The 21617-nt window shown below is 62.6% G+C and carries 20 protein-coding genes; 9 read left to right on the top strand and 11 right to left on the bottom strand.

Going from position 1 to position 21617, the window contains the following annotated elements; translation table 11 throughout:
• Nucleotides 1–5: 5 nt before the first annotated feature.
• A complete protein-coding gene (locus H621_RS0115915; protein ID WP_028944368.1) occupies nucleotides 6–608 on the top strand; it encodes a 3'-5' exonuclease in 603 nt (200 codons plus the stop codon).
• Here H621_RS0115915 and H621_RS0115910 read toward each other — a convergent pair.
• The gene (locus H621_RS0115910) at nucleotides 605–1063 is read right to left on the bottom strand and encodes an Lrp/AsnC family transcriptional regulator (protein ID WP_028944367.1); all 459 of its coding nucleotides are present in this window, start codon (nucleotides 1061–1063) and stop codon (nucleotides 605–607) included. The two genes, H621_RS0115915 and H621_RS0115910, sit on opposite strands and share 4 nt — an antisense overlap.
• A 153-nt stretch (nucleotides 1064–1216) precedes the next feature.
• Between H621_RS0115910 and yedA the strand changes: the two genes are divergently transcribed.
• Together yedA and rhlE1 are read left to right on the top strand one after the other, a co-directional pair.
• Entirely contained in the window at nucleotides 1217–2149 is a 933-nt protein-coding gene (gene yedA / locus H621_RS0115905; protein WP_028944366.1) for a drug/metabolite exporter YedA, read from the top strand.
• Nucleotides 2150–2224: 75 nt separating this feature from the next.
• Nucleotides 2225–3556, top strand: a complete 1332-nt coding sequence (gene rhlE1 / locus H621_RS0115900; protein ID WP_028944365.1) for an RNA helicase RhlE1 — start codon at nucleotides 2225–2227, stop codon at nucleotides 3554–3556.
• Between the two features lie 112 nt (nucleotides 3557–3668).
• Here the strand turns inward: rhlE1 and H621_RS0115895 are convergent, their stop codons facing one another.
• Nucleotides 3669–4925 (bottom strand): TIGR03862 family flavoprotein, encoded by a 1257-nt coding sequence (locus tag H621_RS0115895; protein ID WP_036989926.1) that lies wholly within the window; start codon nucleotides 4923–4925, stop codon nucleotides 3669–3671.
• A 149-nt stretch (nucleotides 4926–5074) separates the two neighbouring features.
• Nucleotides 5075–5989 carry a histone deacetylase family protein gene (locus H621_RS0115890; RefSeq protein ID WP_028944363.1) on the bottom strand — a complete coding sequence of 305 codons (915 nt, stop codon included), beginning with the start codon at nucleotides 5987–5989 and terminating at the stop codon, nucleotides 5075–5077.
• Nucleotides 5990–6089: 100 nt separating this feature from the next.
• On the opposite strand from H621_RS0115890, the gene H621_RS0115885 reads away from it, so the two are divergent.
• The 4 genes from H621_RS0115885 (at nucleotide 6090) to H621_RS0115870 (ending at nucleotide 8680) form a co-directional block, all read left to right on the top strand.
• Nucleotides 6090–6515 carry an EamA family transporter gene (locus tag H621_RS0115885; RefSeq protein WP_028944362.1) on the top strand — a complete coding sequence of 142 codons (426 nt, stop codon included), beginning with the start codon at nucleotides 6090–6092 and terminating at the stop codon, nucleotides 6513–6515.
• Nucleotides 6516–6573: 58 nt separating this feature from the next.
• The gene (locus H621_RS0115880) at nucleotides 6574–7143 is read left to right on the top strand and encodes a GNAT family N-acetyltransferase (RefSeq protein ID WP_028944361.1); all 570 of its coding nucleotides are present in this window, start codon (nucleotides 6574–6576) and stop codon (nucleotides 7141–7143) included.
• A 77-nt stretch (nucleotides 7144–7220) separates the two neighbouring features.
• Nucleotides 7221–8090 carry an acyl-CoA thioesterase II gene (gene tesB / locus H621_RS0115875; RefSeq protein ID WP_028944360.1) on the top strand — a complete coding sequence of 290 codons (870 nt, stop codon included), beginning with the start codon at nucleotides 7221–7223 and terminating at the stop codon, nucleotides 8088–8090.
• Nucleotides 8087–8680, top strand: coding sequence for an HAD family hydrolase (locus H621_RS0115870; protein WP_028944359.1), 594 nt, complete (start codon nucleotides 8087–8089; stop codon nucleotides 8678–8680). The genes tesB and H621_RS0115870 overlap by 4 nt, the downstream gene beginning before the upstream one ends.
• A gap of 84 nt (nucleotides 8681–8764) precedes the next feature.
• On the opposite strand, the gene H621_RS0115865 is transcribed toward H621_RS0115870, so the two are convergent.
• From H621_RS0115865 to H621_RS0115855, 3 genes are all read right to left on the bottom strand, one after another.
• Nucleotides 8765–11236 (bottom strand): TonB-dependent siderophore receptor, encoded by a 2472-nt coding sequence (locus H621_RS0115865; protein ID WP_084167968.1) that lies wholly within the window; start codon nucleotides 11234–11236, stop codon nucleotides 8765–8767.
• 106 nt (nucleotides 11237–11342) lie between these two features.
• Nucleotides 11343–12290, bottom strand: coding sequence for a FecR domain-containing protein (locus H621_RS0115860; RefSeq protein WP_028944357.1), 948 nt, complete (start codon nucleotides 12288–12290; stop codon nucleotides 11343–11345).
• Nucleotides 12291–12791: a sigma-70 family RNA polymerase sigma factor gene (locus H621_RS0115855; RefSeq protein ID WP_028944356.1), complete on the bottom strand. Its 501-nt coding sequence runs from the start codon at nucleotides 12789–12791 to the stop codon at nucleotides 12291–12293.
• 143 nt (nucleotides 12792–12934) lie between these two features.
• Here H621_RS0115855 and H621_RS0115850 point away from each other — a divergent pair, with 143 nt between their 5' ends.
• Nucleotides 12935–13945 (top strand): zinc-dependent alcohol dehydrogenase family protein, encoded by a 1011-nt coding sequence (locus H621_RS0115850; RefSeq protein ID WP_028944355.1) that lies wholly within the window; start codon nucleotides 12935–12937, stop codon nucleotides 13943–13945.
• 263 nt (nucleotides 13946–14208) lie between these two features.
• Nucleotides 14209–15462, top strand: a complete 1254-nt coding sequence (locus H621_RS0115845) for an aromatic amino acid transport family protein (RefSeq protein WP_051270555.1) — start codon at nucleotides 14209–14211, stop codon at nucleotides 15460–15462.
• Between the two features lie 61 nt (nucleotides 15463–15523).
• Here H621_RS0115845 and H621_RS0115840 read toward each other — a convergent pair whose 3' ends face one another.
• From H621_RS0115840 to hutU, 5 genes are all read right to left on the bottom strand, one after another.
• Nucleotides 15524–16117: a TetR/AcrR family transcriptional regulator gene (locus H621_RS0115840; protein WP_028944353.1), complete on the bottom strand. Its 594-nt coding sequence runs from the start codon at nucleotides 16115–16117 to the stop codon at nucleotides 15524–15526.
• An 11-nt stretch (nucleotides 16118–16128) separates the two neighbouring features.
• Nucleotides 16129–17541 carry a purine-cytosine permease family protein gene (locus H621_RS0115835; RefSeq protein ID WP_028944352.1) on the bottom strand — a complete coding sequence of 471 codons (1413 nt, stop codon included), beginning with the start codon at nucleotides 17539–17541 and terminating at the stop codon, nucleotides 16129–16131.
• Between the two features lie 95 nt (nucleotides 17542–17636).
• A complete protein-coding gene (locus H621_RS0115830) occupies nucleotides 17637–18779 on the bottom strand; it encodes an acyl-CoA dehydrogenase family protein (protein WP_028944351.1) in 1143 nt (380 codons plus the stop codon).
• Nucleotides 18769–19935 (bottom strand): CaiB/BaiF CoA transferase family protein, encoded by a 1167-nt coding sequence (locus tag H621_RS0115825; protein WP_028944350.1) that lies wholly within the window; start codon nucleotides 19933–19935, stop codon nucleotides 18769–18771. The genes H621_RS0115830 and H621_RS0115825 overlap by 11 nt, the downstream gene beginning before the upstream one ends.
• Before the next feature lie 26 nt (nucleotides 19936–19961).
• On the bottom strand, nucleotides 19962–21617 hold a 1656-nt coding region (gene hutU, locus H621_RS0115820; protein ID WP_028944349.1), incomplete at its 5' end, for a urocanate hydratase.

Genomic DNA, 21617 nt, shown 5'->3' with positions numbered 1-21617 from the left:
TTTTTTTGGAACGTATAGCTGTCATCGACTTTGAAACCACCGGCATCTCGCCGGGCGCAGGCTGCCGGGCGACCGAAGTGGCCGTGGTCATGCTCGAACGCGGGCGCATTGTCGAGCGGTACCAGAGCCTGATGAATGCAGGCGTAGCGGTGCCGGCCTTCGTCGCCGGCCTGACCGGCATCACCACCGCCATGCTGCGCAGCGCACCACCCATTGCCCGGGTGATGAACGAGGTGGCCGAGTTCGTCGGCGATACGCCAATGCTCGCGCACAACGCCTCGTTCGACCAGAAGTTCTGGGACTACGAGCTGGCGCAGATCGGTCGCAGCCGCAGCCAGCGGTTTGCCTGCTCGATGCTGTTGGCCCGGCGGCTGATGCCGTCGGCACCCAATCACAAGCTCGGCACCCTGACCCGCTGGGCCGGGCTGCCAGACACCGGCACGGCCCACCGGGCGATGGCCGATGCCGAAATGGCCGCCAACCTGGCCCAGCACCTGGCCGGCCAACTGCGCGAGCAGGGTATCGGTGCGCCTTCCCACACGCTGTTCTGCAGCCTGCAGAAAGTCCCGGCGGCGAAAATTGGCGAAGCCCTGAAGGCCTACCGCTAGGCCTTCTTGCCGTTGTGCTCCAGGTGGCCCAGCGGCAAGCGCCGCTCTACCGCGCTGGAGAGGATGATCGAGGTCTTGCTGAAACCGAACTGGGCAACCCGGTTGATCAACTCTTCCAGCTCCGGCATTGAGCCCACGGCAGCCTGCATGATCACGCAGGGGTCACCCGTTACCCTATGACACTCGGTCAATTGCGGGATCTGGGTGAGTTCTTCGTAGGTCTGCTGGTTACCGTGGCTGGCCAGACGCAGCTCGATCACGCACTGGATCGGCAGGCCGATTTTCTCCAGGTCGACCTTGGCCTGGTAGCCGGTGATCACCCCGCTGGCCTCAAGCTTGGCCACCCGCTCGGCAACGGCCGGGGCCGACAGATTGACCTTGCGCGCAAGCTCGGCAAAAGAGGCGCGGCCATTTTCCAGAAGGGCGCTAAGCAGCATTCGATCGTACTTGTCCATGAGCGTCCGGGGAGTGGGTTTGGATTCAATGGTGATGGGCCTGAAGAAACGTGCTTTCGAAAGTGTACTGCCCGTTTAAACAGGTTTTGTAACTTAAGTTTGCGGTCACGCCTTTCTAAACTAATCCCCCGACAATTAAAACTCGAGCCCCCCATGCCTGCCTCTCGTCGTTTTCCATTGGTGCTGATCGGCGCCTTTCTCGCCTTGTACCTGGTGTGGGGTTCGACCTACCTGGTCATTCGAATTGGTGTCGAGTCCTGGCCACCGCTGCTGATGGCGGGGGTGCGCTTCGTCATCGCGGGTAGCTTGCTGTACGGTTTTCTGCGCTGGCGCGGTGTGCCGGCACCCACCTGGCCGCAATGGCGCGCCGCCGGCATCATCGGGGTGCTGTTGCTCAGCTGTGGCAATGGTGGTGTGACCCTGGCCGAACATGCCGGCGTGGCCTCGGGTGTCGCGGCCCTGGCGGTGGCAACCGTGCCGCTGTTCACCTTGCTGTTCGGCTTGTTCTGGGGCCATCGCAACACTCGCCTCGAATGGGCCGGGATCATCCTTGGCCTGGTGGGCATTGCCATGCTCAACCTTGGGTCGAACCTGCAAGCCAGCCCCGCAGGCGCTGCATTGATCCTGTTTGCCGCCGCGTCCTGGGCTTTCGGTTCGGTCTGGAGCAAAACCTTGCCGCTGCCACAGGGCCCGATGGCCAGTGCCGCAGAAATGCTCGTGGGCGGTGTCGTGCTGTTGCTGGGCAGTGCCCTGAGCGGTGAGCGCATGACCCAGATGCCGACAGCCGCCGGTTGGGGCGCGCTGGCCTACCTGGTGTTCTTCGGTTCGATCCTGGCCTTCAGCGCCTACATGTACCTGCTCAAGCACGTGCGTCCGGCGGCGGCCACCAGCTATGCCTACGTCAACCCGGCGGTGGCGGTGATGCTCGGCATCGTGTTTGCCGGCGAGCAAATCGGTTTTGAAGAGTGCGTGGCGATGGCAGTGATCATCGGTGCAGTGGTGTTGATTGGTCTGCCGCAGTGGCGCAAGCCGGCTGCCGAAGCAGCCAAGCCGCAACCCCAGGTGCAAGGCGAGCTGTGCAAGTGATCGAGGTTTGTCAGGAAGGCGGTGGCCGAACAAGGTAAACTGCCGCCATTGCTGAACTCCCCTGACGGTACCGCTATGACATTCGCCAAACTCGGCCTGATTGAACCCTTGCTGCGCGCGCTCGAGCGCCTGGACTACAACACCCCGACGCCGGTCCAGGCCCAGGCCATTCCTGCCGTATTGGCCGGCCGCGACCTGATGGCCGCCGCCCAGACCGGCACCGGCAAGACCGCAGGTTTCGCCTTGCCGTTGCTGCAGCGCCTGACCCTGGAAGGCGCCAAGGTCGCCAGCAACTCGGTGCGTGCCCTGGTGCTGGTGCCAACCCGCGAGCTGGCCGAGCAGGTCCACAGCAACATCCGCGAATACGCCGAGCACCTGCCACTGACCACCTACGCCGTGTATGGCGGGGTCAGCATCAACCCGCAGATGATGAAACTGCGCAAGGGTATCGACCTGCTGGTGGCCACCCCGGGCCGCCTGCTCGACCTGTTCCGCCAGAACGCCGTGAAGTTCAACCAGCTGCAGGCCCTGGTGCTCGACGAAGCCGACCGCATGCTCGACCTGGGCTTTGCCGAAGAACTGCGCGCGGTGTATGCCGCACTGCCGGTTCGTCGCCAGACCTTGCTGTTCTCGGCGACCTTCTCCGACGAAATTCGCCAACTGGCCGGGCAGACGCTCAACGATCCGCTGAGCATCGAAGTCAGCCCGCGCAACGTTACCGCCAGCACCGTCAAGCAGTGGATCGTACCGGTGGACAAGAAGCGCAAGCCGGAGCTGTTCAGCCACCTGCTGCGCAAGCAGCGCTGGAAGCAGGTGCTGGTGTTCGCCAAGACCCGTAACGGCGTCGATCAACTGGTCGAGCGCCTGCGTGGCCAGGGTGTCAATGCCGATGGCATTCATGGTGACAAGCCCCAGGCTACCCGCCAGCGTGCGCTGGACAGCTTCAAGGCCCGTGAGATCCAGATCCTGGTGGCTACCGATGTGGCAGCCCGCGGCCTGGATATCGACGACCTGCCCTTGGTGGTCAACTTCGATCTGCCGATCGTGGCTGAAGACTACATCCACCGCATCGGCCGTACGGGTCGCGCCGGTAACACGGGTGAGGCAATATCGCTGGTGTGCGCCGATGAAGTGCAGTTACTTTCGGCAATCGAGACCCTGACCCGCAAGACCTTGCCGCGTCATGAAGAGCCGGATTTCATCCCTGATCACAAGGTGCCGATGACCGATGCCAGCGGCCAGGTGCTGAAGAAACCGAAGAAACCGAAAAAGCCCAAGGAAAGCAGCAGCAAGCGCAGCCTGGGCCGCTGGATGGACAGCGGCGATGCGCCGGCGGCAACGCCTGCGGCCAAGCCGGTACGCAAGGTGCCGACTTTTAACACCGGGCCGCGCAAGCGTAAGCCGTAAGATTATTCACGGAGGGTCGTAGCCGCTGCTGCCAGGCTACGATCGGCCGCGAAGCGGTCGTAGAATTTCAAAGGTGACTGCGATGCAATCGATCGCAGCCTGGCGGCAGCGGCTACGAAGACAGTTGTGTGCCCTGCGAGGCGATCCATTCCAGCACCCCAAGCCCCGCTTTACGCCCACTGGCAAAACAAGCCGTCAGCAGGTACCCGCCAGTCGGCGCTTCCCAATCGAGCATCTCGCCTGCGCAGAACACACCCGGCACTTGCGTGAGCATCAAACGCTTGTCCATCGCCTCGAACACAACCCCACCCGCGGTGCTGATGGCCTCATCCAGCGGGCGAGGGCGCACCAGCACGATCGGCAGCGCCTTGATCGCCCGAGCCAGCAAGTGCGGGTCGGCAAAGGTCGAGGCATCGGTCAGCTCACGCAGCAACGCCGCTTTGACGCCATCCAGGCCGAGCTGGCTGTGCAGGTGCTTGGCCATCGAGCGTGAGCCCCGGGGCTTTTCCAGGGCCTTCTGAATGTTATCCACAGCGCGGTTGGGCAGCAGGTCGAGCAGTACTGTGGCGCTACCGCCAGCATTGATGGCCTCGCGGATCTTCGCCGACCAGGCATACACCAGGCTGCCTTCCAGGCCTTGGGCGGTAACGATGCATTCACCCAGGCGTGGCGTTTGCCCGGCCAGGCTCAGGGCAATGTTCTTCAGCGGGGCCCCGGCGAATTTGCTTTTCAGCAGATCACTCCAGGCCTGCACCTCGAATCCACTGTTGGCGGCCTGCAGTGGCGCAACCTGCACGCCTTTATCCACAAGCCACGGCAACCAGGCAGCGTCGGAGCCAAGTCGTGCCCAGCTGCCGCCACCCAGGGCCAGCACCGTGGCTGCGGGGCTCCGGGTCAACTCGCCCTGTGGATAACCGATCCGCAAGGCCCCTTCGGCGTTCCAGCCAAGCCAACGGTGACGGGTGTGGATAACTACTCCGGCGTCGCGCAGGCGCTTGAGCCAGGCACGCAGCAGGGGCGCCGCTTTCATGTCGCGAGGAAATACCCGGCCGGAGCTGCCGACAAAGGTCTCGATGCCGAGGTCATGAATCCACTGACGCAAAACGTTGGCATCGAAGCCTTCCAGCAGTTCAGCGATGGAATCGGCGCGCTCGGCATAGCGCGCTACGAAGGCAGGGTAGGGTTCGGAATGGGTGATGTTCATGCCGCCGACCCCGGCCAGCAGGAACTTTCGTCCAACCGACGGCATGGCGTCGTACAGATCCACTGCAACCCCGGCCTGGCTGAGCACTTCGGCGGCCATCAGCCCGGCAGGCCCGCCTCCGATAATGGCAACGTGTGGGCGGTCGGCGGAGCGGGTGTCGGTCATGGTCGGCTGCAGGCTGGGAAAAAGAGCCGGCATTCTACCCCAGCCCATCGCCAGGAAACACTGATCAAAAAACGTACAGCCTACTCAAGCCCAGGCGGTTAAAGGGCTCGGGCGGCTTTCGCTCAGGTTATCCACAGGCGGTTCCACAGTCATTGTGAGTAACCCAGCACTCGGTTGGCGCTGTGGTGAAGGATGCCGTGGCGTCGGGCCAGGGCCTGGCGGTCCTTGCTATACCCACCGCCGATCACCCCGACCACCGGAATGTCCCGGCCCAGGCACTGGCGCAGTACGTGCTCGTCGCGGGCGGCGACACCTTCATCGGTCAGTTGCAGGTAGCCCAGGGCATCGTCCTTGTGTACATCGACGCCGGCGTCGTAGAGCACAAGGTCCGGGCGGTACAGCGGCAGCAGGTAGTTCAGGGCGTCTTCGACCACTTTCAGGTAGGCGTGGTCGCCCATACCCCGGGGCAAAGGGATGTCCCAGTCGCTCTGGGCCTTGCGCGCCGGGAAATTCTGCTCGCAGTGCAGTGACACGGTAATGGCATCCGGGGTGTCGTGAAGGATGCGCGCGGTGCCGTCGCCCTGATGCACATCGCAGTCGAAGATCAGCACCTTGTGTACGCGTCCGGCTTCGAGCAGGTAGTGGCTGATCACGGCCAGGTCGTTGAAGATGCAAAAGCCTGCCGGGTGGTCGTAGTGGGCGTGGTGGGTGCCACCGGCCAGGTGACAGGCGATGCCCTGCTCCAGGGCCTGCTCGGCCGCCAGCAACGAACCACCGACGGCCCGCACGGTACGCCGGGCCAGGGCTTCACTCCAGGGCAGGCCCAGGCGGCGCTGGTCTTCGCGCGACAGTTCGCCGTGCATGTAGCGCTCGATATAGTCGCGGTCATGGGCCAGGGCGAGGATGTCGTTGGGGCAGATGTCCGGGCGCAGCAACGCTTGATCGGTGGTCAGGCCGCTGTCGATAAGGTGGTCGCGCAGCAGGCGGAACTTGTCCATCGGAAAGCGGTGGTCGGCTGGAAAGTCCGGGCTGTAGTCGTCGTGGTAGATCAGCGGCAGGGGCATGGCAGGTACTTGAGCAGGTCAGGTGCCGATCTTGCCAGCAGCCGGTGCCCTTGCGCTACTTTGTAAGCAGACCAACGACTTTTCCACAGGCGGACTCAAGATGCTGGCTTCCTGGACGTTCTGGGCTGTGTTGTCGGCCGTGTTTGCGGCACTGACAGCCATCTTTGCCAAGGTGGGCATCACTGGCATCAACGCCGACTTCGCCACCTTGCTGCGTACCGTGGTGGTGCTGATCAGCCTGGCGCTGATTCTCTACGCCACCGGCCAGTACCAGTCGTTGAGCTCGATCTCGCCGCGCGGCTACCTGTTCCTCGTGCTGTCGGGGCTTGCCACGGGGGCTTCCTGGATTTGCTACTTCCGCGCCTTGCAACTGGGCCAGGCGTCGCAAGTTGCCCCTGTGGATAAACTCAGCGTGGTGCTGGTCGCCGTGCTCGGGGTCACCCTGCTCGGCGAACGGCTCGACCTGCGCCAGTGGGCGGGGATCAGCCTGGTAACGGTAGGCGTCGTGATGCTGGCATGGCGCTAGCGACCGTGATTGGACCTACGCTGTAAACTGCAGGCTGTGGATACGGAGCGAGCCGAGCATGACCCCGATACTCGAACTGGAAAGCGCACGCCTGGTGCTGCGCCAATGGCAGGATGACGACCTTGCCGAGTTCTCCGCCATGTGCGCCGACCTGCAGGTAATGCGCTATTTCCCCGCCCCGCTGACACGCCTTGAAAGCGCCGCCCTGATCGGCCGCGTTCGTGGTCACTTCAATGAATACGGTTACGGCCTCTGGGCCCTGGAACGCAAGGACACGGGTGCCTTCATCGGCATGACCGGTTTGCTCAACGTCAACTTCCAGGCCGACTTCACGCCTGCCGTGGAAATCGGCTGGCGCCTGGCGCGTCGTCATTGGGGCCTGGGTTTTGCCAGTGAGGCGGCCTGGACCAGCCTGCGTTGTGCCTTTGCCCAACTGGGCCTCGAGCAAGTGGTGTCGTTCACCACCGAGAGCAACCTGCCGTCACAGAAGGTGATGCAGGCCATCGGCATGCAGCAGGACCTGGGCGGCAGTTTCCTGCACCCGAAACTGCCCGAGTTCCATCCCCTGCGCCCGCATGTGCTGTATCGCATCAACCGGGCCCAATGGCAGCAAACGCTGCGCGGCTGAATCGCACAACATACGGGTGGGTAATGACAAACCCTGTATCATTTGTCGCAGTTGCGCATAGCTTTGGAGAATTGTGAATGAGCCACGTGTTGGACGATCTGGTCGACCTGCTGAGTCTGGAAGCCATCGAGGAAAACCTGTTCCGCGGACGTAGTCAGGACCTGGGCTTTCGCCAGCTGTACGGTGGCCAGGTGCTGGGCCAGTCGTTGTCCGCTGCCAGCCAGACAGTCGAAGAGGCGCGTCATGTGCATTCGCTGCACGGCTACTTCCTGCGTCCGGGCGATGCGGCGATGCCGGTGGTCTACTCGGTTGACCGCGTGCGCGATGGCGGCAGCTTCAGCACCCGGCGCGTGACGGCGATCCAGAAGGGCCAGCCGATTTTTACCTGCAGTGCGTCGTTCCAGTACGACGAAGAGGGCTTCGATCACCAGACGCAGATGCCGACCGTGGTCGGCCCGGAAAACCTGCCGTCGGAAGTGGAGCTGTTCCAGCGCATCGCCGACCGCCTGCCCGAGTCGATCCGCGACAAGATGCTCTGTGCCAAGCCGATCGAGATGCGCCCGGTCACTGAAGAAGACCCGTTCGACCCCAAGCCGGGTGATCCGGTGAAGTACATCTGGTTCCGTGCCGACGGCACCTTGCCGGACATACCTGCATTGCACAAATACATGCTGGCCTATGCCTCGGACTTCGGCCTGCTGACCACCTCGCTGCTGCCCCACAGCAAATCGGTGTGGCAGAAGGACATGCAGATCGCCAGCCTCGATCACGCGCTGTGGTTCCACGGCAACCTGCGCGCAGACGAGTGGCTGCTGTACGCGATGGACAGCCCCTGGGCTGGAAACGCCCGTGGCTTTTCCCGCGGCAATATCTACAACCAGGCCGGGCAACTGGTGGCGTCGTCGTGCCAGGAAGGCCTGATCCGTCATCGCAAGGACTGGGCATGAGCCTGAACGATATCCGTCATTGGGTCTTCGACATGGATGGCACCTTGACCGTGGCGGTGCATGATTTTGCCGCCATTCGCGAGGCGCTGGAGATTCCACCTGCCAACGATATCCTCACCCACCTGGCCGCCTTGCCTGCAGCAGAGGCTGCGGCCAAGCACGCCTGGTTGCTGGAGCATGAGCGCGACCTGGCGATCGGTTCGCAGGCCGCTGCGGGCGCTGTGGAGCTTGTGCGTGAGCTGGCTGGGCGCGGTTGCCAGCTGGGCATCCTGACCCGCAACGCCCGCGAGCTGGCCCACGTGACGCTCGAGGCCATCGGCCTGGCCGACTGCTTTGCCGAGCAGTACGTGCTGGGACGCGATGAAGCACCGCCCAAGCCGCATCCGGGTGGCTTGCTGAAATTGGCCCAGGCCTGGGATGTGCCGCCGACCGAGATGGTCATGGTGGGCGACTACCGCTTCGACCTCGATTGCGGTCGAGCGGCGGGCGCCAGGACCATCCTGGTCAACCTGCCGGACAATCCCTGGCCGGAGTTGACTGACTGGCACGCGGCGGATTGCCGGGCCTTGCAGGGGTTGCTGCGCGGCTGATGCGATTCAATCGCGGGGCAAGCCCGCTCCCACCGGGCAATTGTGTCGTCGCCTGGTGGGGGCGGACTTGCCCCGCGAAATGCATCAGAAATCCCAGCGCGTGGTGAGCATCACGTTGCGGGCTTCACCGTAGTAGGTGGTGTCGAAGTTGCCCAGCCCGCTCAGGTAGCGCTTGTCGAACACGTTGTTGGCGTTGAGCGTGAAGCTCAGGTGCTCGTCGTACTGGTAGCGAGTCATCAGGTCGACCAGGGTGTAGCCGCCTTGCTTGATGTAGGTGTAGTCGTTCACCGCACCGCTGTAGATCTTGCCGTAGAACGCGCTCTGCCAGTTTACCCCGCCACCGACGGTTACCTTGTCCATCACCCCCGGCAGGCGATAGGTGGTGAACATCCGCACCAGATGCTCAGGCTTGCTGGTGCTCATCGGGAAGCCATAGATGCGCTGCTCGTCGGCGTCGCGGGTGCGGGCATAGGTGTAGCCGGCCGACAGGTTCCAGCCCTCCATCAGTTCACCGGCGAGCTCCAGTTCCACGCCTTTGGTCGTCGCACCGTCGGTTGCCTTGTAGATGCCTTCGTTGGTGAACGGATTGGAGCCGATCGACTCGGCAACGTTGTCCTGCTCGATGCGGAAGACCGCCAGGCTGGCGTTGAGCCGGCCGTCGAAGTACGCCGCTTTCAAGCCGGCTTCGTAGCTGTCGCCTTCGACCGGGTCCAGGGTCGAACCGTTGCTGTCCTTGTTGGTCTGTGGCTGGTAGATCGAGGTGTAGCTGGCATACACCGAGTAGGTGTCGTCGAGGTCATACACGGCGCCGGCGTAGGGGGTGACCACGCCATGTTGTTTGTAGCTGGCCGAGTTGTCCTGGAAGATCGGGTTGAGGCCGTCGTAGTTGTAGTCGTCGTGGTACTTGAAGGTGCTGACCCGGGTGCCGAGGATCAACGAGAGCTCATCGGTCGGACGCAGGCGGGTGGCGATGTAGGCGCCGTTCTGGCTCTTCTGCTGCTCGTACTTGCCGTTCTTCGGGAAGTCGGGCACGCCGATATCGCCTTTCCAGTCGAAGATGCTGCCCGGCACCATGGCGAATTCGCTGGTGTCCCAGGTGCTGCCGGTCTGGCGTGAGTGGGAGGTGCTGAAACCAACCACCAGGTCATGCTGGCGACCGAACAGGCTGAAGGGGCCGGAGAGGTTCAGGTCGGCGCTGTTCTGCACCCGATGGCCTTCCCAGCGCCCCCAGAAGAAAAACATGCCGTTGCCGTCGCGGTCCGGGCTGCCGCCACTGGCCGAGGCCAGGCGGGTGTCGTGATCGCTCTGCAGTTGGTTGACGCTGAGCTTGAGCGACCAATCGTTGACCAGCGCCTGCTCCAGGGAGGCGAAGTAGGTACGGTTCTGGAAGTCGCGGCGACTCCAGTCGGCACCCGGGTTGAACGAGCGCGAGAAGTCGGTGCGGCCGCCGTCGGTGTAGTACACCGGGTTGCCGGTCCAGGAGGAGCCGCGCGGGGTGGTGGTCTGCTGGTCGATACCGACGGTGAGCAGGGTATCGGGGGTGATGTCGGCTTCGAGGATGCCGTAGTACACCTCTTTTTTCTGCTGGTAGTGGTCCTGGTAACCCTGCTTGTCTTGCTGCGCGCCGACAAAGCGGCCACGCACGGTGCCGCTGTCATTGAGCGGGCCGGACACATCACCCTCGCCGCGGTAGTTGTCCCAGCTGCCGGCGCTGCCGGCAAGCGAGGCCTGGAACTGGGCGGTGGGTTTCTTGCGGATGAGGTTGACCGTGGCGGAGGGGTCGCCAGAGCCGGTCATCAGGCCGGTCGCGCCCTTGAGCACTTCGACCCGGTCATAGATGGCCATGTCGACATGGGCGGTGCCTTCGCCGTACACGCCGTCATAAATGGTATTCACGCCGTCGTACTGGTAGTTGGTGATCACCTGGCCGCGGCTGGAAAAGTCGACCCGGTCGCTGTCATAGGTCTGCCCGGAGACACCCGGGGTGCTGCGCAGTACGTCGGAGATGCTCTGGGCACCCTTGTCGTCCATCAACTGGCGGGTGACCACGGTGATCGACTGCGGTGTTTCACGGATCGACAGCGGCAGTTTGGTTGCCGTGCGGGTCGCTGCCGTGGTGTAGGAGCCGGTGTTCTCGGTGGTTTCACCCAGCACTTGGCCGTTGATACTGGTCGCCCCCAGCTCCAGCGCACCGCTGCTGTTCACAGGGACCAGTACATAACCGCCGTTGCTCTGGCGCTGGGCCTGCAAGCCGCTGCCCTGCAGCAGGCGCGCCAGTCCTTCTTCCACCGAATAGTTGCCTTGCAGCCCGGCCGACTGGCGGCCCTGGGTCTGGCGGGCGTCGAACGACAGGGTAATGTTGGCGCGGGTGGCGAACAGGCTCAGGGTGGTACCCAGCGGGCCCGGCGCAATCTGGAATGCGGTACTGGCGCTTTGCGCCTGCGCCTGGGCCGGCAGCATCGCCAGCATCGGCAGCGGGGTCAGGGTCAGACCAAACAGCGCCAGGTGAACGGCGCGAACCAGAGGGCGGGGCGCCCGTGGGCAAGTGCGGGTCATGCAGGTTTTCCTTCGATTGGCTGGGCAGAGGGGCAGCTTGAAAATGCTGCTTTACCTGCGTAGCCGAATGAGAATGAAAATCGGCAACCCCTTTGGTGAAAATTGTTCAGGCAGGTTCGATGCGGGTCCAGTAGCGGGTCAGGTAGCGCACTTTGACGGGCAGCGAGGCGCTGAGGTTTTCCAGAATGGTGTCGGTGTCGTCGATGCGAAAGGCACCCGACAGGCGCAGGTCGGCAACCTCGCTCGCGCAGCGCAGCACCCCAGGGCGGTAGCGGTTCAGTTCGCTGACGAAGTCGGCCAGGCGCCATTCGATCACCGTCAGCATGCCCTGGGTCCAGGCTCCGGTACCGGGCGCGGCGGAGCGGGCAGGGCCGATGCGTTGTTTGTCGAAGTTGGCGGACTGACCGGCCTCCAGGCGCAGCATCAGCAGCGGGTTTTCCACAGGGCGGATTTCCACGGCGTGTTGCAGCACGCTGACCTGGCTCTGGCCAGCATCGCTGCGCACGCTGAAGCGCGTACCCAAGGCGCGCACGCGGCCTTCGGCGGTCTGCACCTCGAAGGGGCGGGCGGCAGGATCGCTGGCGGTCTGCACCATGATTTCGCCACGGTACAGGCGCACCTGGCGATACTCGTCGTCAAAGTGGATATCCACGGCGCTGTCAGTGTTGAGTTCAAGCAGGCTGCCGTCGCTGAGGCTGATGTGCCGACGCTCACCCTTGCCGGTACGCAGCTCGGCCATCATTGCCTGGCCCGGGGTACTTTCACGCACGGCCCAGCCGGTGGCACCGACGGCCATGAGCATGGCCAGGGTCTTGAGCACGGCGCGCCGACGCGCACGAACCCCGGCCAGGGTCGGCAAGGCAACGTCGGCAGGCAGGTTGCCCAGCTGTCGTTGCAGCTTCTCTACCCGGGCCCAGGCCTGGGCGTGGGCCTGGTTCTTGCCTAGCCAGTCTTGCCAGGCGTTGAGCTGCGCTTCGCTGGGTTGTTTGGCATTGAGTTGCACGTACCAGGTTGCGGCGGCTTCCAGGGTGCGGTAATCCAGGGGCTGGGCCATTCAGTCGTCCGTCAGCAGCAGGCAGTGGGTCATGGCACGGATCAGGTGTTTCTTCACCGTGGTGACCGATACGCCCATGCGCTCGGCGGTGGCGACATAGTTCAGGCCCTCCAACTGAACGGCCAGAAAGATTTGCCGGGTACGTTCGCCCAGGCCATCGAGCAGGGTATCGACGGCCACCAGGGTTTCGAGGATCAGCAAGCGGGTTTCCGGGGAGTCGGCCAGCCGCTCGGGGCGGCTGGCCAGTTCGGCAAGGTAGGCCTGCTCAAGCGCCTTGCGGCGGAACTTGTCGACCATCAGCGCATGGGCGATGGCGCCCAGGTAACTGCGCGGTTCGCGAATGGCGTGAACATTGCGTGCGGTCATCACCCGGATGAAGGTGTCCTGGGCGAGGTCCGCGGCATCGCTGGCATTACCCAGGCGGGCACGCAGCCAGTTCTTCAACCAACCGTTGTGTTCGCTGTAGAGCGTATGCAGGGCAGCGTGATCGGGAGCAGGCATGAACGGCACAACCCATGCGAGTAATTGATAATTACTCGCATTATTGTAGTTTGTCAGGATGTTTCGCAAGAGGGGGCGCTTGACCTGGGTAAAACGCGGGCAAAGACTGAACAGCTATTTACCCGATCACTCAGGAGCTACCCATGACCAGCAAGGCCATTTACGTCCAGGCGGGCGGCGGTTACGACAAGGTTCAGGTCGGTACCAGCGAGGCAGCCGCACCCAAGGCTGGCGAGATTACCGTGCGCCTGCATGCCAACTCGCTCAACTATCACGACTTTGCCGTGGTCAGCGGCATGTGGGGCCCCGCCGAGCCGCGCATTCCCATGGCCGATGGCGCGGGCGTGGTGACAGCGGTCGGTGAAGGGGTCAGCGAGTTTGCGGTAGGCGATGCGGTGGTCAGCACCTTCTTCCCCGATTGGCAGGGCGGCCACCCGCAGGTGGAGGGCTTCGCCACGGTGCCCGGTGACGGCATCGACGGTTATGCCCGCGAGCAGGTGACGGCCCGCGCCACCTCATTCACCCATGCGCCCAAAGGCTACAGCCATGCCGAGGCCGCCACCCTGACCACTGCCGGCCTCACGGCCTGGCGCACATTGATGGCAGACGGCTCGCTCAAGCCTGGTGACACCGTGCTGGTACAGGGCACCGGTGGTGTTTCGATTTTCGCCCTGCAGTTCGCCAAGCTGGCCGGTGCCACGGTGATTGCCACCTCGTCCAGCGACGAAAAACTCGAACGCCTCAAGGCCCTGGGCGCCGATCACCTGATCAACTACCGCAAGACCCCAACCTGGGGCGAAACCGTGCGCAAGCTGACCAACAACCGCGGTGTCGACCATGTGATCGAAGTGGGCGGCCCGGCCACGTTGGAGCAGTCGATGATCGCGGCGGCCATCGGTGGCCACATCTCGCTGATCGGCATTCTCACCGGTGTAGCAGGGCAGTTGCCGCTGATCCAAGCACTGGTACGCCAGATTCGCCTGCAGGGTGTGCTGGTCGGCAGCCGGGAGCAACAGCAGGCGATGGTGCGTGCCATCGACGCCAATGGCATGCGTCCGGTCATCGACAAGTCGTTCGCCCTGGAAGAGATCGTCGAGGCGTTCCGCTACCAGGAAAGCAACCAGCACTTCGGCAAGATCTGCCTGGAATTCTGATCAACCTTCCCCTTGAGTCAGCCCGACATTAGTCGGGCTTGACCCCGATCTGCTTCCTCGAAATTCACTAACCCTCTGCTTTTCAAGAATTTTTCAGAAATTTCCGAATCACACTCTTTCGCCTTGTCTGGGTGTTATTTCAAACACCTTGTGTGATATTTTGCCCGCCGCTCGAGAAATCCATGGCACAGCGCCCATTGGGCCTGTGACGCATCGCTTCAGGTGCATCCGGTAATAAATACAAATACGTAGTGAGTGTGATCATGAGTGCAACCCCCAACACCGCCGTGGGCGGTGCTGACCCGTCCGTGGTTGAATCTTCGGGCCTTGAGGTCAAACGCCTGACGTTCGTCGAGGCGGTGGCAATGATCGTGGGTACCAACATCGGTGCCGGCGTATTGTCGATGGCCTATGCCAGCCGCCTGGCCGGCTACATGCCATTGCTGCTGTGGCTGGCCGTGGCCGGTGTCTTCACCACCATCTCGATGCTCTATGTCTCGGAAACGACCCTGCGTACTCGCAGCCACCACCAACTGAGTGGCCTGGCGCAGCGCTATGTCGGCTCGTTCGGAGCCTGGGCGATCTTCCTGTCGGTAGCGGTCAACAGCATTGGCGCCCTCACCGCGTACATGAGCGGCAGCGGCAAGATCCTCAGCGAGTTCTTTGGCATCAGCCCGGCCATCGGCAGCCTGCTGTTCTTCCTGCCTGCAGCCTTCGTGCTGTACCTGGGCCTGAAGGCCATCGGCAAGGGCGAGAAGTTCATCAGTATCGGCATGGTCTCGATGACCCTGGTGTTGGTGATTGCGACCCTGATCAACGAAAAAACCGACTTCGGCAACCTGTTCGACGGTAGCTGGATCTACATGATCCCAGTGTTCAACATCGCCGTATTCTGCTTCTCGGCGCAGTACGTCGTACCGGAAATGGCCCGCGGCTTCAGCCATGCGCCCAAGCGCCTGCCGATTGCGGTGATCACCGGCATGGTCATCACCTTCATCCTGCTGGCCATCGTGCCGATGTCGGTGATTGCACTCAACGGCCTGGAAAACCAGACCGAAGTCGCCACCCTGGCCTGGGGCCAGGCCCTGGGACAGTGGGCGTTCTACACCGCCAACACCTTCGCCCTGTGCGCCATGATGACCTCGTACTGGGGCCTGGGCGGCAGCTTCCTGACCAACATCTTCGACAAGTTCAAGAGCCTGGGATCGGAAAGCAACCCCAAGAACCGCCTGCTGGTACTGGCGATCGTCTGCGTTCCGCCGTTCATCCTGGCCTACAGCGGCATGGTCGGCTTTGTTAACGCGCTGTATTTTGCCGGCGTGTTCAGCGGCGTGATCCTGTCGATCATGCCGATCCTGATGCTGCGCTCGGCCCGCAAGAACGGCGACATCGTCCCTGCCTGGCAGTGTGGCTGGATTGCCCATCCGCTGATCCAGGTGCTGGTGGTGATCCTGTACCTGTGCAGCATGATGTATGCGATTGCCAGTGCGTTTGGCTGGTTGCCTGGCGGCTGGTAAGGCTTCGGGGCAGTTGTTGTGGAAAGGCCGGTGCAGTGATGCACCGGCCTTTTTTATTGCCTCACACACGCTTGTCGCTGGAGATCATGCGCAGGGCGCAGCGTGTGAGGACATCTGTGAGCTGCTGCTCGTTTAGCTGTTCGTCACTCCACTGTGCCTGACCGTACAGCATCCCGATCACGGCATGAGTGAGCAGCGTGATTTCTGCTTGAGGGTGGGCACTGTTCTGAAGTTCATCGCTGATGATGAGCTGGAGCTGTGCGCAATAAGCTGCTTTGAGCGTGTTCGCCTGTTGCTTGTTTTCTTCATCGAGATTGACCAATTCCCGGGTGATCAGCACCAGCTTGTGCTGCTCATTCAGGCTGAAGGCGACGAATGCCTGAACGAAGCGACGTACCCGTTCGCCTGTCGTGCTGGCGCCTTTGATCCGACGTTTGGTATCGGCGAGCAGGTCTGCCAGGGCGGACTCGATCAGCTCGAACAGCAGGCACTGTTTGTTTTCGATGTGATGGTACAAAGAGCCCGCCTGCAGCCCTACGTGCGCGGCCAGGTCACGCAGGCCGATGGCCTGGAAGCCGTGAGTTGCAAAGAGCTCCAGGGCAGCGTCAATCAGTCGGTCTCGGGCGCTGGGAGTAGTCGTGATGGCTGCAAGCATGAAGGGCTCCGTCAATCAGGAAGAATCAGCTGTGCGGGAATCCGTTGCACCGAGTTACGGGCCACCAGGTAGTAGACAAGGGCTGGCACGGTCAGCCCGATCAGCCACGAGATGTCGGTTCCACCCAGCACCTCGACCAGTGGCCCGGTGTAGAAGCTGGTCGCAATGAAGGGCAGCTGGATCACCACGCCCAAGGCGTAGATGACGATACCGGGAATGTTCCAGCGGCCGTATCGTCCATCTGGATCAGAAAGTGCGGGAATGTCGTAGCGCTCTTTGGTCACCAGGTAGAAATCGACCAGGTTGATGGCGCTCCAGGGGGTGAAGAAAGCTAGCAGGAACAGGATGAAGGCTGAAAAATCATGCAGGAACGAATGCCGTCCTAGCAGTGCCAGCGCGGTGGCCAGGCCGACCATGAACATGATGTAGACCAGGCGCAGGCTTCGGGAGATTTCCTGGTGCCCGCGAAAGCCGCTGACGATCGTCGCCAATGACATGAAGCTGCCATAAGCGTTGAGCGTGGTGATGGTCACCTTGCCGAATACGATGCTGAAAAAAAGTAGCGAAGCGACTGCGCCACTGGCACCCATACCGACGATGTAAGCCACCTCATGGCCCGCAAACTGATCGCCGGCGAGGGCCGCGACAAATACACCGAAGACCATTGAAATCTGCGTGCCGATGACCGAGCCCAGGCCCACGGCCAGAAAGGTTTTCAAGGCTGAAGTGTTTCTTGGCAGATAACGTGAATAGTCCGCTACGTAAGGGCCGAAGGCGATCTGCCAGGAGGCCGAAAGTGAGATTGCCAGCAAAAAGCTGCTCAAGGAAAAGTGCCGGTTGTCCAGCAGTTCACCGATGTCATGAGCAGACAGCAAGCGATAGAACAGATAGAAGAACGCAACTACACCAATGACGCTCGACAGCCGGCCGATCCAATGGATGGTCCGGTAGCCCAACACGGTGAGCACGACAATCAGTGCCGCAAAAATGAGGATGCCACTAGCGTCACTGACATTGATCAACTGGCCGATCGCTTGGCCTGCCAGCACCGAGCCACTGGCGGAAAACCCCACATACATCATGCACACCAGAACGATGGGGATCACCGCACCAAAAACACCAAACTGCACGCGGCTGGAAATCATCTGTGGCAAGCCCAGTTGCGGGCCTTGCGCTGCGTGCAGCGCCATGATCGCGCCGCCCAGCAGTTGCCCGATAAGCAGGCCGATCAGTGACCAGAACACATCCCCACCCAAAACAACCGCCAGGGCGCCGGTGACGATGGCGGTCACTTGCAGGTTGGCGCCGAACCACAAGGTGAACTGGCTGAGCAGTCGTCCATGTCGCTCTGATTCGGGGATGTAGTCGATGGAACGCCGTTCTATATACGTCTTGCGCTGCGCACTTTCTTTGGAGGCGGACATGGCGGTTCCTCTCAGGCGTCGTTCGATACGAGCGCCGTCTCGTGGTTGAAACACTAAGGAGGGGGCCTGAAGAACAGGCCCCGGTTTTCACTGGATCAGCGGTAGGCGTCGAGCAAGCTGCGCGAGATGATGATTTTCTGCACTTCCGAGGTGCCTTCGAAAATCCGCAGGATTCGCGCGTCACGCACATAGCGCTCCAGCGGCAGGTCGCGAATGTAGCCATAGCCGCCATGCAACTGCAGGGCCGCGTCGGTAACAAAGCCTGCGCATTCGGCGGCAACCAGCTTGGCGGTGGCCGAGTCCAGGCTGAATCGCTCACCACTGTCGCGTCGGGCCGCAGCCTTCCAGGTGAGCATGCGGGCGCTTTCCAGGTGGGCGTACATATCGGCAAGGCGCCATTGCGTGCCTTGGTAGGCAGCCAGCGGCTTGGGCCCGATCTGGCGCTCGCGAACCCAGCTCAGGCTTGCTTGCAGGGCGGCATTGGCGATGCCGAGCGACATGGCTGCAACCTCGACACGACCACGGTCGAGTACCTCCATGGCAGTGCTGAAGCCAGCGCCTTCGTTACCGAGCAACGCTGACTGGGGCAACCAGCAGTCCAGGGACAGTTCGTAGATGGTGCTGCCGCGCAAGCCCATGGTTTTTTCCGGGCTGGAAAAACTGATGCCGGCGGTGCCCTGTGGAATGAGGAAGGCGCTGATGCCCTTGTGCCCGGCATCGGCATCGGTCTTGGCATAGAGCACGATAAAACCTGCTTCGCGGGCATTGGTGATGTAGTGCTTGCTGCCGCGTACACGCCAGCCGCCGTCTTCGCGCTGTGCCCTGCAACGCATGTCAGCCGGGTTGGAGCCGGCTGCCGGCTCCGTCAGGGCAAAGGCGCCGAGCAGTTCGCCGCTGGCAGCACGCGGCAGCCATTCCTGTTTCTGCGCCTCAGTACCACCAATCAGAATCGAGTCGGTCGCCAGGAAGTGTGCGGTCAAGGCCGACGCGGTCGAGGCGCAAGCGCCTGCCACCGCCTCCACTACGCGGCTCATGGCCAGGCTGCCAATGCCCAGGCCACCGTACGCTTCCGGCAGGTTGATACCCATGCCGCCCAATTCGGCCAATGCTTGCAGGCTTTCGGCGCAGAACGTTTCGCTTTCATCGTAATGCTGGGCACGTGGCTGGATGACTTCGCGGGCAAGTTTTTCCGCCGTTTCGACAATGGCGAGTTCAACCTGGTCGAGTTCAAAGTTCATGGGAAAGCTCCTGTTTGCGCAGTCCGAATGCCTGGTTGTCCGCACCCAGACGAGGGGCAAGGGTGGTGGCGTGGGGTTTATGGCCATTGAAGAAAACCGGTTGCGGCACCAGTGGCAGTGCGCTGCCCTCGGGTCGAATCAATAGTTGGCGAACGTTGGCCTGTTCGCTTTCGGCGGCCTGGGCGAGGGTCCAGACAGGGGATGAGGGCACACCCGCATCGAGCAGCAGGTCGCAGGCCTGCTCGACGGTGAGCGCGCGGGTCCAGTCTTCGATTTCTGCGCGTAGCGCAGGCTCGTTCAAGGTGCGTTGCGGGTCTTCGGCAAAGCGTGGGTCGCGGGCCAGTGCGGGCTTGCTCATGCATTCACACAAGCGCTGGAACAGTTTGTCGCTCGCGACCGCGATCACCACCAGGCCATCGGCTGCGCGATAGGTATCGAACGGTGTCGAAATCGGATGTCGGTTACCTACCAGCCCCGGCGTCACGCCAGTGGCGAACAAGCCCGACAGGCCAGTCATTTGCAGGCTGAACAGCACATCGAACATGGCGACGTCGATGTACTGCGCTCCGGGTGCATGCCGCTCGCGGGCGAACAACGCCGAACTGATCGCCCACGCTGCATAGACGCCGGCGCACAGGTCGCCAATGGATTCGCCACTGCGGGTCGGGCCGGTCTGGGCAAATCCGGTGACACTCATCAGCCCGGACATCGCCTGGGCGACGATGTCATAGGCCGGATTGCGTGACAGCGGACCGTGCTGGCCGAAGCCGGAAATGCTTGCGTAGATCAGCCGCGGATTGTGTTGTTTGAGTGTGTCGAAATCGATACCCAGGCGTTGAGTGACACCTGGGCGGAAGTTCTCGACGACCACGTCCGCTTCGCGGACCAGTTCATACAGGCGGGCACGCTCGGCAGTGTCCTTGAAGTCGATCTCGACACTGCGCTTGCCGCGATTGATCAAGCCGAAATAGACACTCTCACCCTCTTTGAACGGGCCCAGGTGGCGGCTGTCGTCACCGTGCTCGGGTACCTCGAACTTGATGACGTCGGCGCCCAGGTCGGCGAGCATTGCGGTGCAATGCGGCCCGGCCAGGACCCGGCTCAGGTCCAGTACGCGAACGCCTTTGAGTTGTTGGGTAAACGGGCTGCTGGTCATGGTGCAGGCTCCTCGATGGTTAGGGGTCAAGCCTTGCCGATCATTGGCAGGTTGAGGCCTTGTTCCTTGGCGCAGTCGATGGCGATCTGGTAGCCGGCATCGGCGTGACGCATGACGCCGGTGGCCGGGTCGTTGTGCAGTACGCGAGCGATACGCTCGGCCGCTTCATCGGTACCGTCGCAGACGATCACCATGCCCGAGTGCTGGGAGAAGCCCATGCCGACGCCGCCACCGTGGTGCAGCGAAACCCAGGTCGCGCCGCTGGCGGTATTGAGCAGGGCGTTGAGCAGTGGCCAGTCGGAGACGGCGTCGGAGCCATCCTGCATCGACTCGGTCTCGCGGTTGGGGCTGGACACCGAGCCCGAGTCCAGGTGGTCGCGGCCGATGACGATCGGCGCCGACAGCTCGCCGCTGCGGACCATTTCGTTGAAGGCCAGGCCCAGTTTGGCGCGCAGGCCCAGGCCAACCCAGCAGATACGTGCCGGCAGTCCCTGGAAGCTGATGCGCTCGCGCGCCATGTCCAGCCAGTTGTGCAGGTGGGCGTCGTCGGCGATCAGTTCCTTGACCTTGGCGTCGGTCTTGTAGATGTCTTCAGCGTTGCCCGACAGTGCCGCCCAGCGGAACGGACCGATACCGCGGCAGAACAGCGGACGGATGTAGGCCGGTACGAAACCCGGGAAGTCAAAGGCATTGCTGACGCCTTCTTCCTTGGCCATCTGGCGAATGTTGTTGCCATAGTCGAAGGTCGGGATGCCCTGCTTCTGGAAATCGAGCATGGCCTGGACGTGTACGGCCATCGATTGCTTGGCAGCCTTGACCACGGCAGCCGGGTCGGTCTGGGCGCGGTCGCGGTACTGTTCCCAGGTCCAGCCGGCTGGCAGGTAGCCGTTCAGTGGGTCGTGGGCGCTGGTCTGGTCGGTGACCATGTCGGGACGCACGCCACGCTTGACCAGTTCCGGCAGGATTTCGGCGGCGTTGCCCAGCAGGGCGATGGAGATGGCCTTGCCTTCGGCGGTGTACTTGGCGATACGGGCCAGGGCGTCGTCCAGGTCCTTGGCTTGCTCGTCGACATAGCGGCTGCTCAGGCGGAAGTCGATGCGGCTCTGCTGGCATTCGATGTTCAGCGAGCAGGCACCGGCCAGGGTCGCGGCCAGTGGCTGGGCACCGCCCATGCCGCCCAGGCCTGCGGTCAGTACCCACTTGCCCTTGAGGCTGCCGTTGTAGTGCTGGCGACCGGCTTCGACGAAGGTTTCGTAGGTGCCCTGGACGATGCCCTGGCTGCCGATGTAGATCCAGCTGCCGGCGGTCATCTGGCCGTACATGGCCAGGCCCTTGGCATCCAGTTCGTTGAAGTGTTCCCAGTTGGCCCAGTGCGGCACCAGGTTGGAGTTGGCGATCAGCACGCGCGGGGCGTTGCTGTGGGTCTTGAACACGCCGACCGGCTTGCCCGACTGCACCAGCAGGGTTTCGTCGTCGTTCAGGTTGGTGAGGCTCTCGACGATCTTGTCGTAGCACTCCCAGTTGCGTGCAGCGCGGCCGATGCCGCCATAAACCACCAGCTCCTTGGGGTTCTCTGCCACTTCCGGGTCGAGGTTGTTCATCAGCATGCGCAGCGGGGCTTCAGTCAGCCAGCTTTTGGCGGTGAGCTTGTTGCCGCGGGCTGCGCGGATTTCGACGTCACG

This window comes from Pseudomonas vranovensis DSM 16006, from assembly GCF_000425805.1.
Taxonomy (GTDB): domain Bacteria; phylum Pseudomonadota; class Gammaproteobacteria; order Pseudomonadales; family Pseudomonadaceae; genus Aquipseudomonas; species Aquipseudomonas vranovensis.
The sequence above is the reverse complement of the archived record's forward strand: the minus strand, read 5'-3'. Positions and strand labels throughout refer to the sequence as shown.

What these genes read in the sequence shown, in the direction of transcription:
- H621_RS0115910 (WP_028944367.1), bottom strand. Translation starts at nt 1,063, where the DNA reads ATGGACAAGTACGATCGAATGCTGCTTAGCGCCCTTCTGGAAAATGGC.
- yedA (WP_028944366.1), top strand. Translation starts at nt 1,217, where the DNA reads ATGCCTGCCTCTCGTCGTTTTCCATTGGTGCTGATCGGCGCCTTTCTC.
- rhlE1 (WP_028944365.1), top strand. Translation starts at nt 2,225, where the DNA reads ATGACATTCGCCAAACTCGGCCTGATTGAACCCTTGCTGCGCGCGCTC.
- H621_RS0115895 (WP_036989926.1), bottom strand. Translation starts at nt 4,925, where the DNA reads ATGACCGACACCCGCTCCGCCGACCGCCCACACGTTGCCATTATCGGA.
- H621_RS0115890 (WP_028944363.1), bottom strand. Translation starts at nt 5,989, where the DNA reads ATGCCCCTGCCGCTGATCTACCACGACGACTACAGCCCGGACTTTCCA.
- H621_RS0115885 (WP_028944362.1), top strand. Translation starts at nt 6,090, where the DNA reads ATGCTGGCTTCCTGGACGTTCTGGGCTGTGTTGTCGGCCGTGTTTGCG.
- H621_RS0115880 (WP_028944361.1), top strand. Translation starts at nt 6,574, where the DNA reads ATGACCCCGATACTCGAACTGGAAAGCGCACGCCTGGTGCTGCGCCAA.
- tesB (WP_028944360.1), top strand. Translation starts at nt 7,221, where the DNA reads ATGAGCCACGTGTTGGACGATCTGGTCGACCTGCTGAGTCTGGAAGCC.
- H621_RS0115870 (WP_028944359.1), top strand. Translation starts at nt 8,087, where the DNA reads ATGAGCCTGAACGATATCCGTCATTGGGTCTTCGACATGGATGGCACC.
- H621_RS0115865 (WP_084167968.1), bottom strand. Translation starts at nt 11,236, where the DNA reads ATGACCCGCACTTGCCCACGGGCGCCCCGCCCTCTGGTTCGCGCCGTT.
- H621_RS0115860 (WP_028944357.1), bottom strand. Translation starts at nt 12,290, where the DNA reads ATGGCCCAGCCCCTGGATTACCGCACCCTGGAAGCCGCCGCAACCTGG.
- H621_RS0115855 (WP_028944356.1), bottom strand. Translation starts at nt 12,791, where the DNA reads ATGCCTGCTCCCGATCACGCTGCCCTGCATACGCTCTACAGCGAACAC.
- H621_RS0115850 (WP_028944355.1), top strand. Translation starts at nt 12,935, where the DNA reads ATGACCAGCAAGGCCATTTACGTCCAGGCGGGCGGCGGTTACGACAAG.
- H621_RS0115845 (WP_051270555.1), top strand. Translation starts at nt 14,209, where the DNA reads ATGAGTGCAACCCCCAACACCGCCGTGGGCGGTGCTGACCCGTCCGTG.
- H621_RS0115840 (WP_028944353.1), bottom strand. Translation starts at nt 16,117, where the DNA reads ATGCTTGCAGCCATCACGACTACTCCCAGCGCCCGAGACCGACTGATT.
- H621_RS0115835 (WP_028944352.1), bottom strand. Translation starts at nt 17,541, where the DNA reads ATGTCCGCCTCCAAAGAAAGTGCGCAGCGCAAGACGTATATAGAACGG.
- H621_RS0115830 (WP_028944351.1), bottom strand. Translation starts at nt 18,779, where the DNA reads ATGAACTTTGAACTCGACCAGGTTGAACTCGCCATTGTCGAAACGGCG.
- H621_RS0115825 (WP_028944350.1), bottom strand. Translation starts at nt 19,935, where the DNA reads ATGACCAGCAGCCCGTTTACCCAACAACTCAAAGGCGTTCGCGTACTG.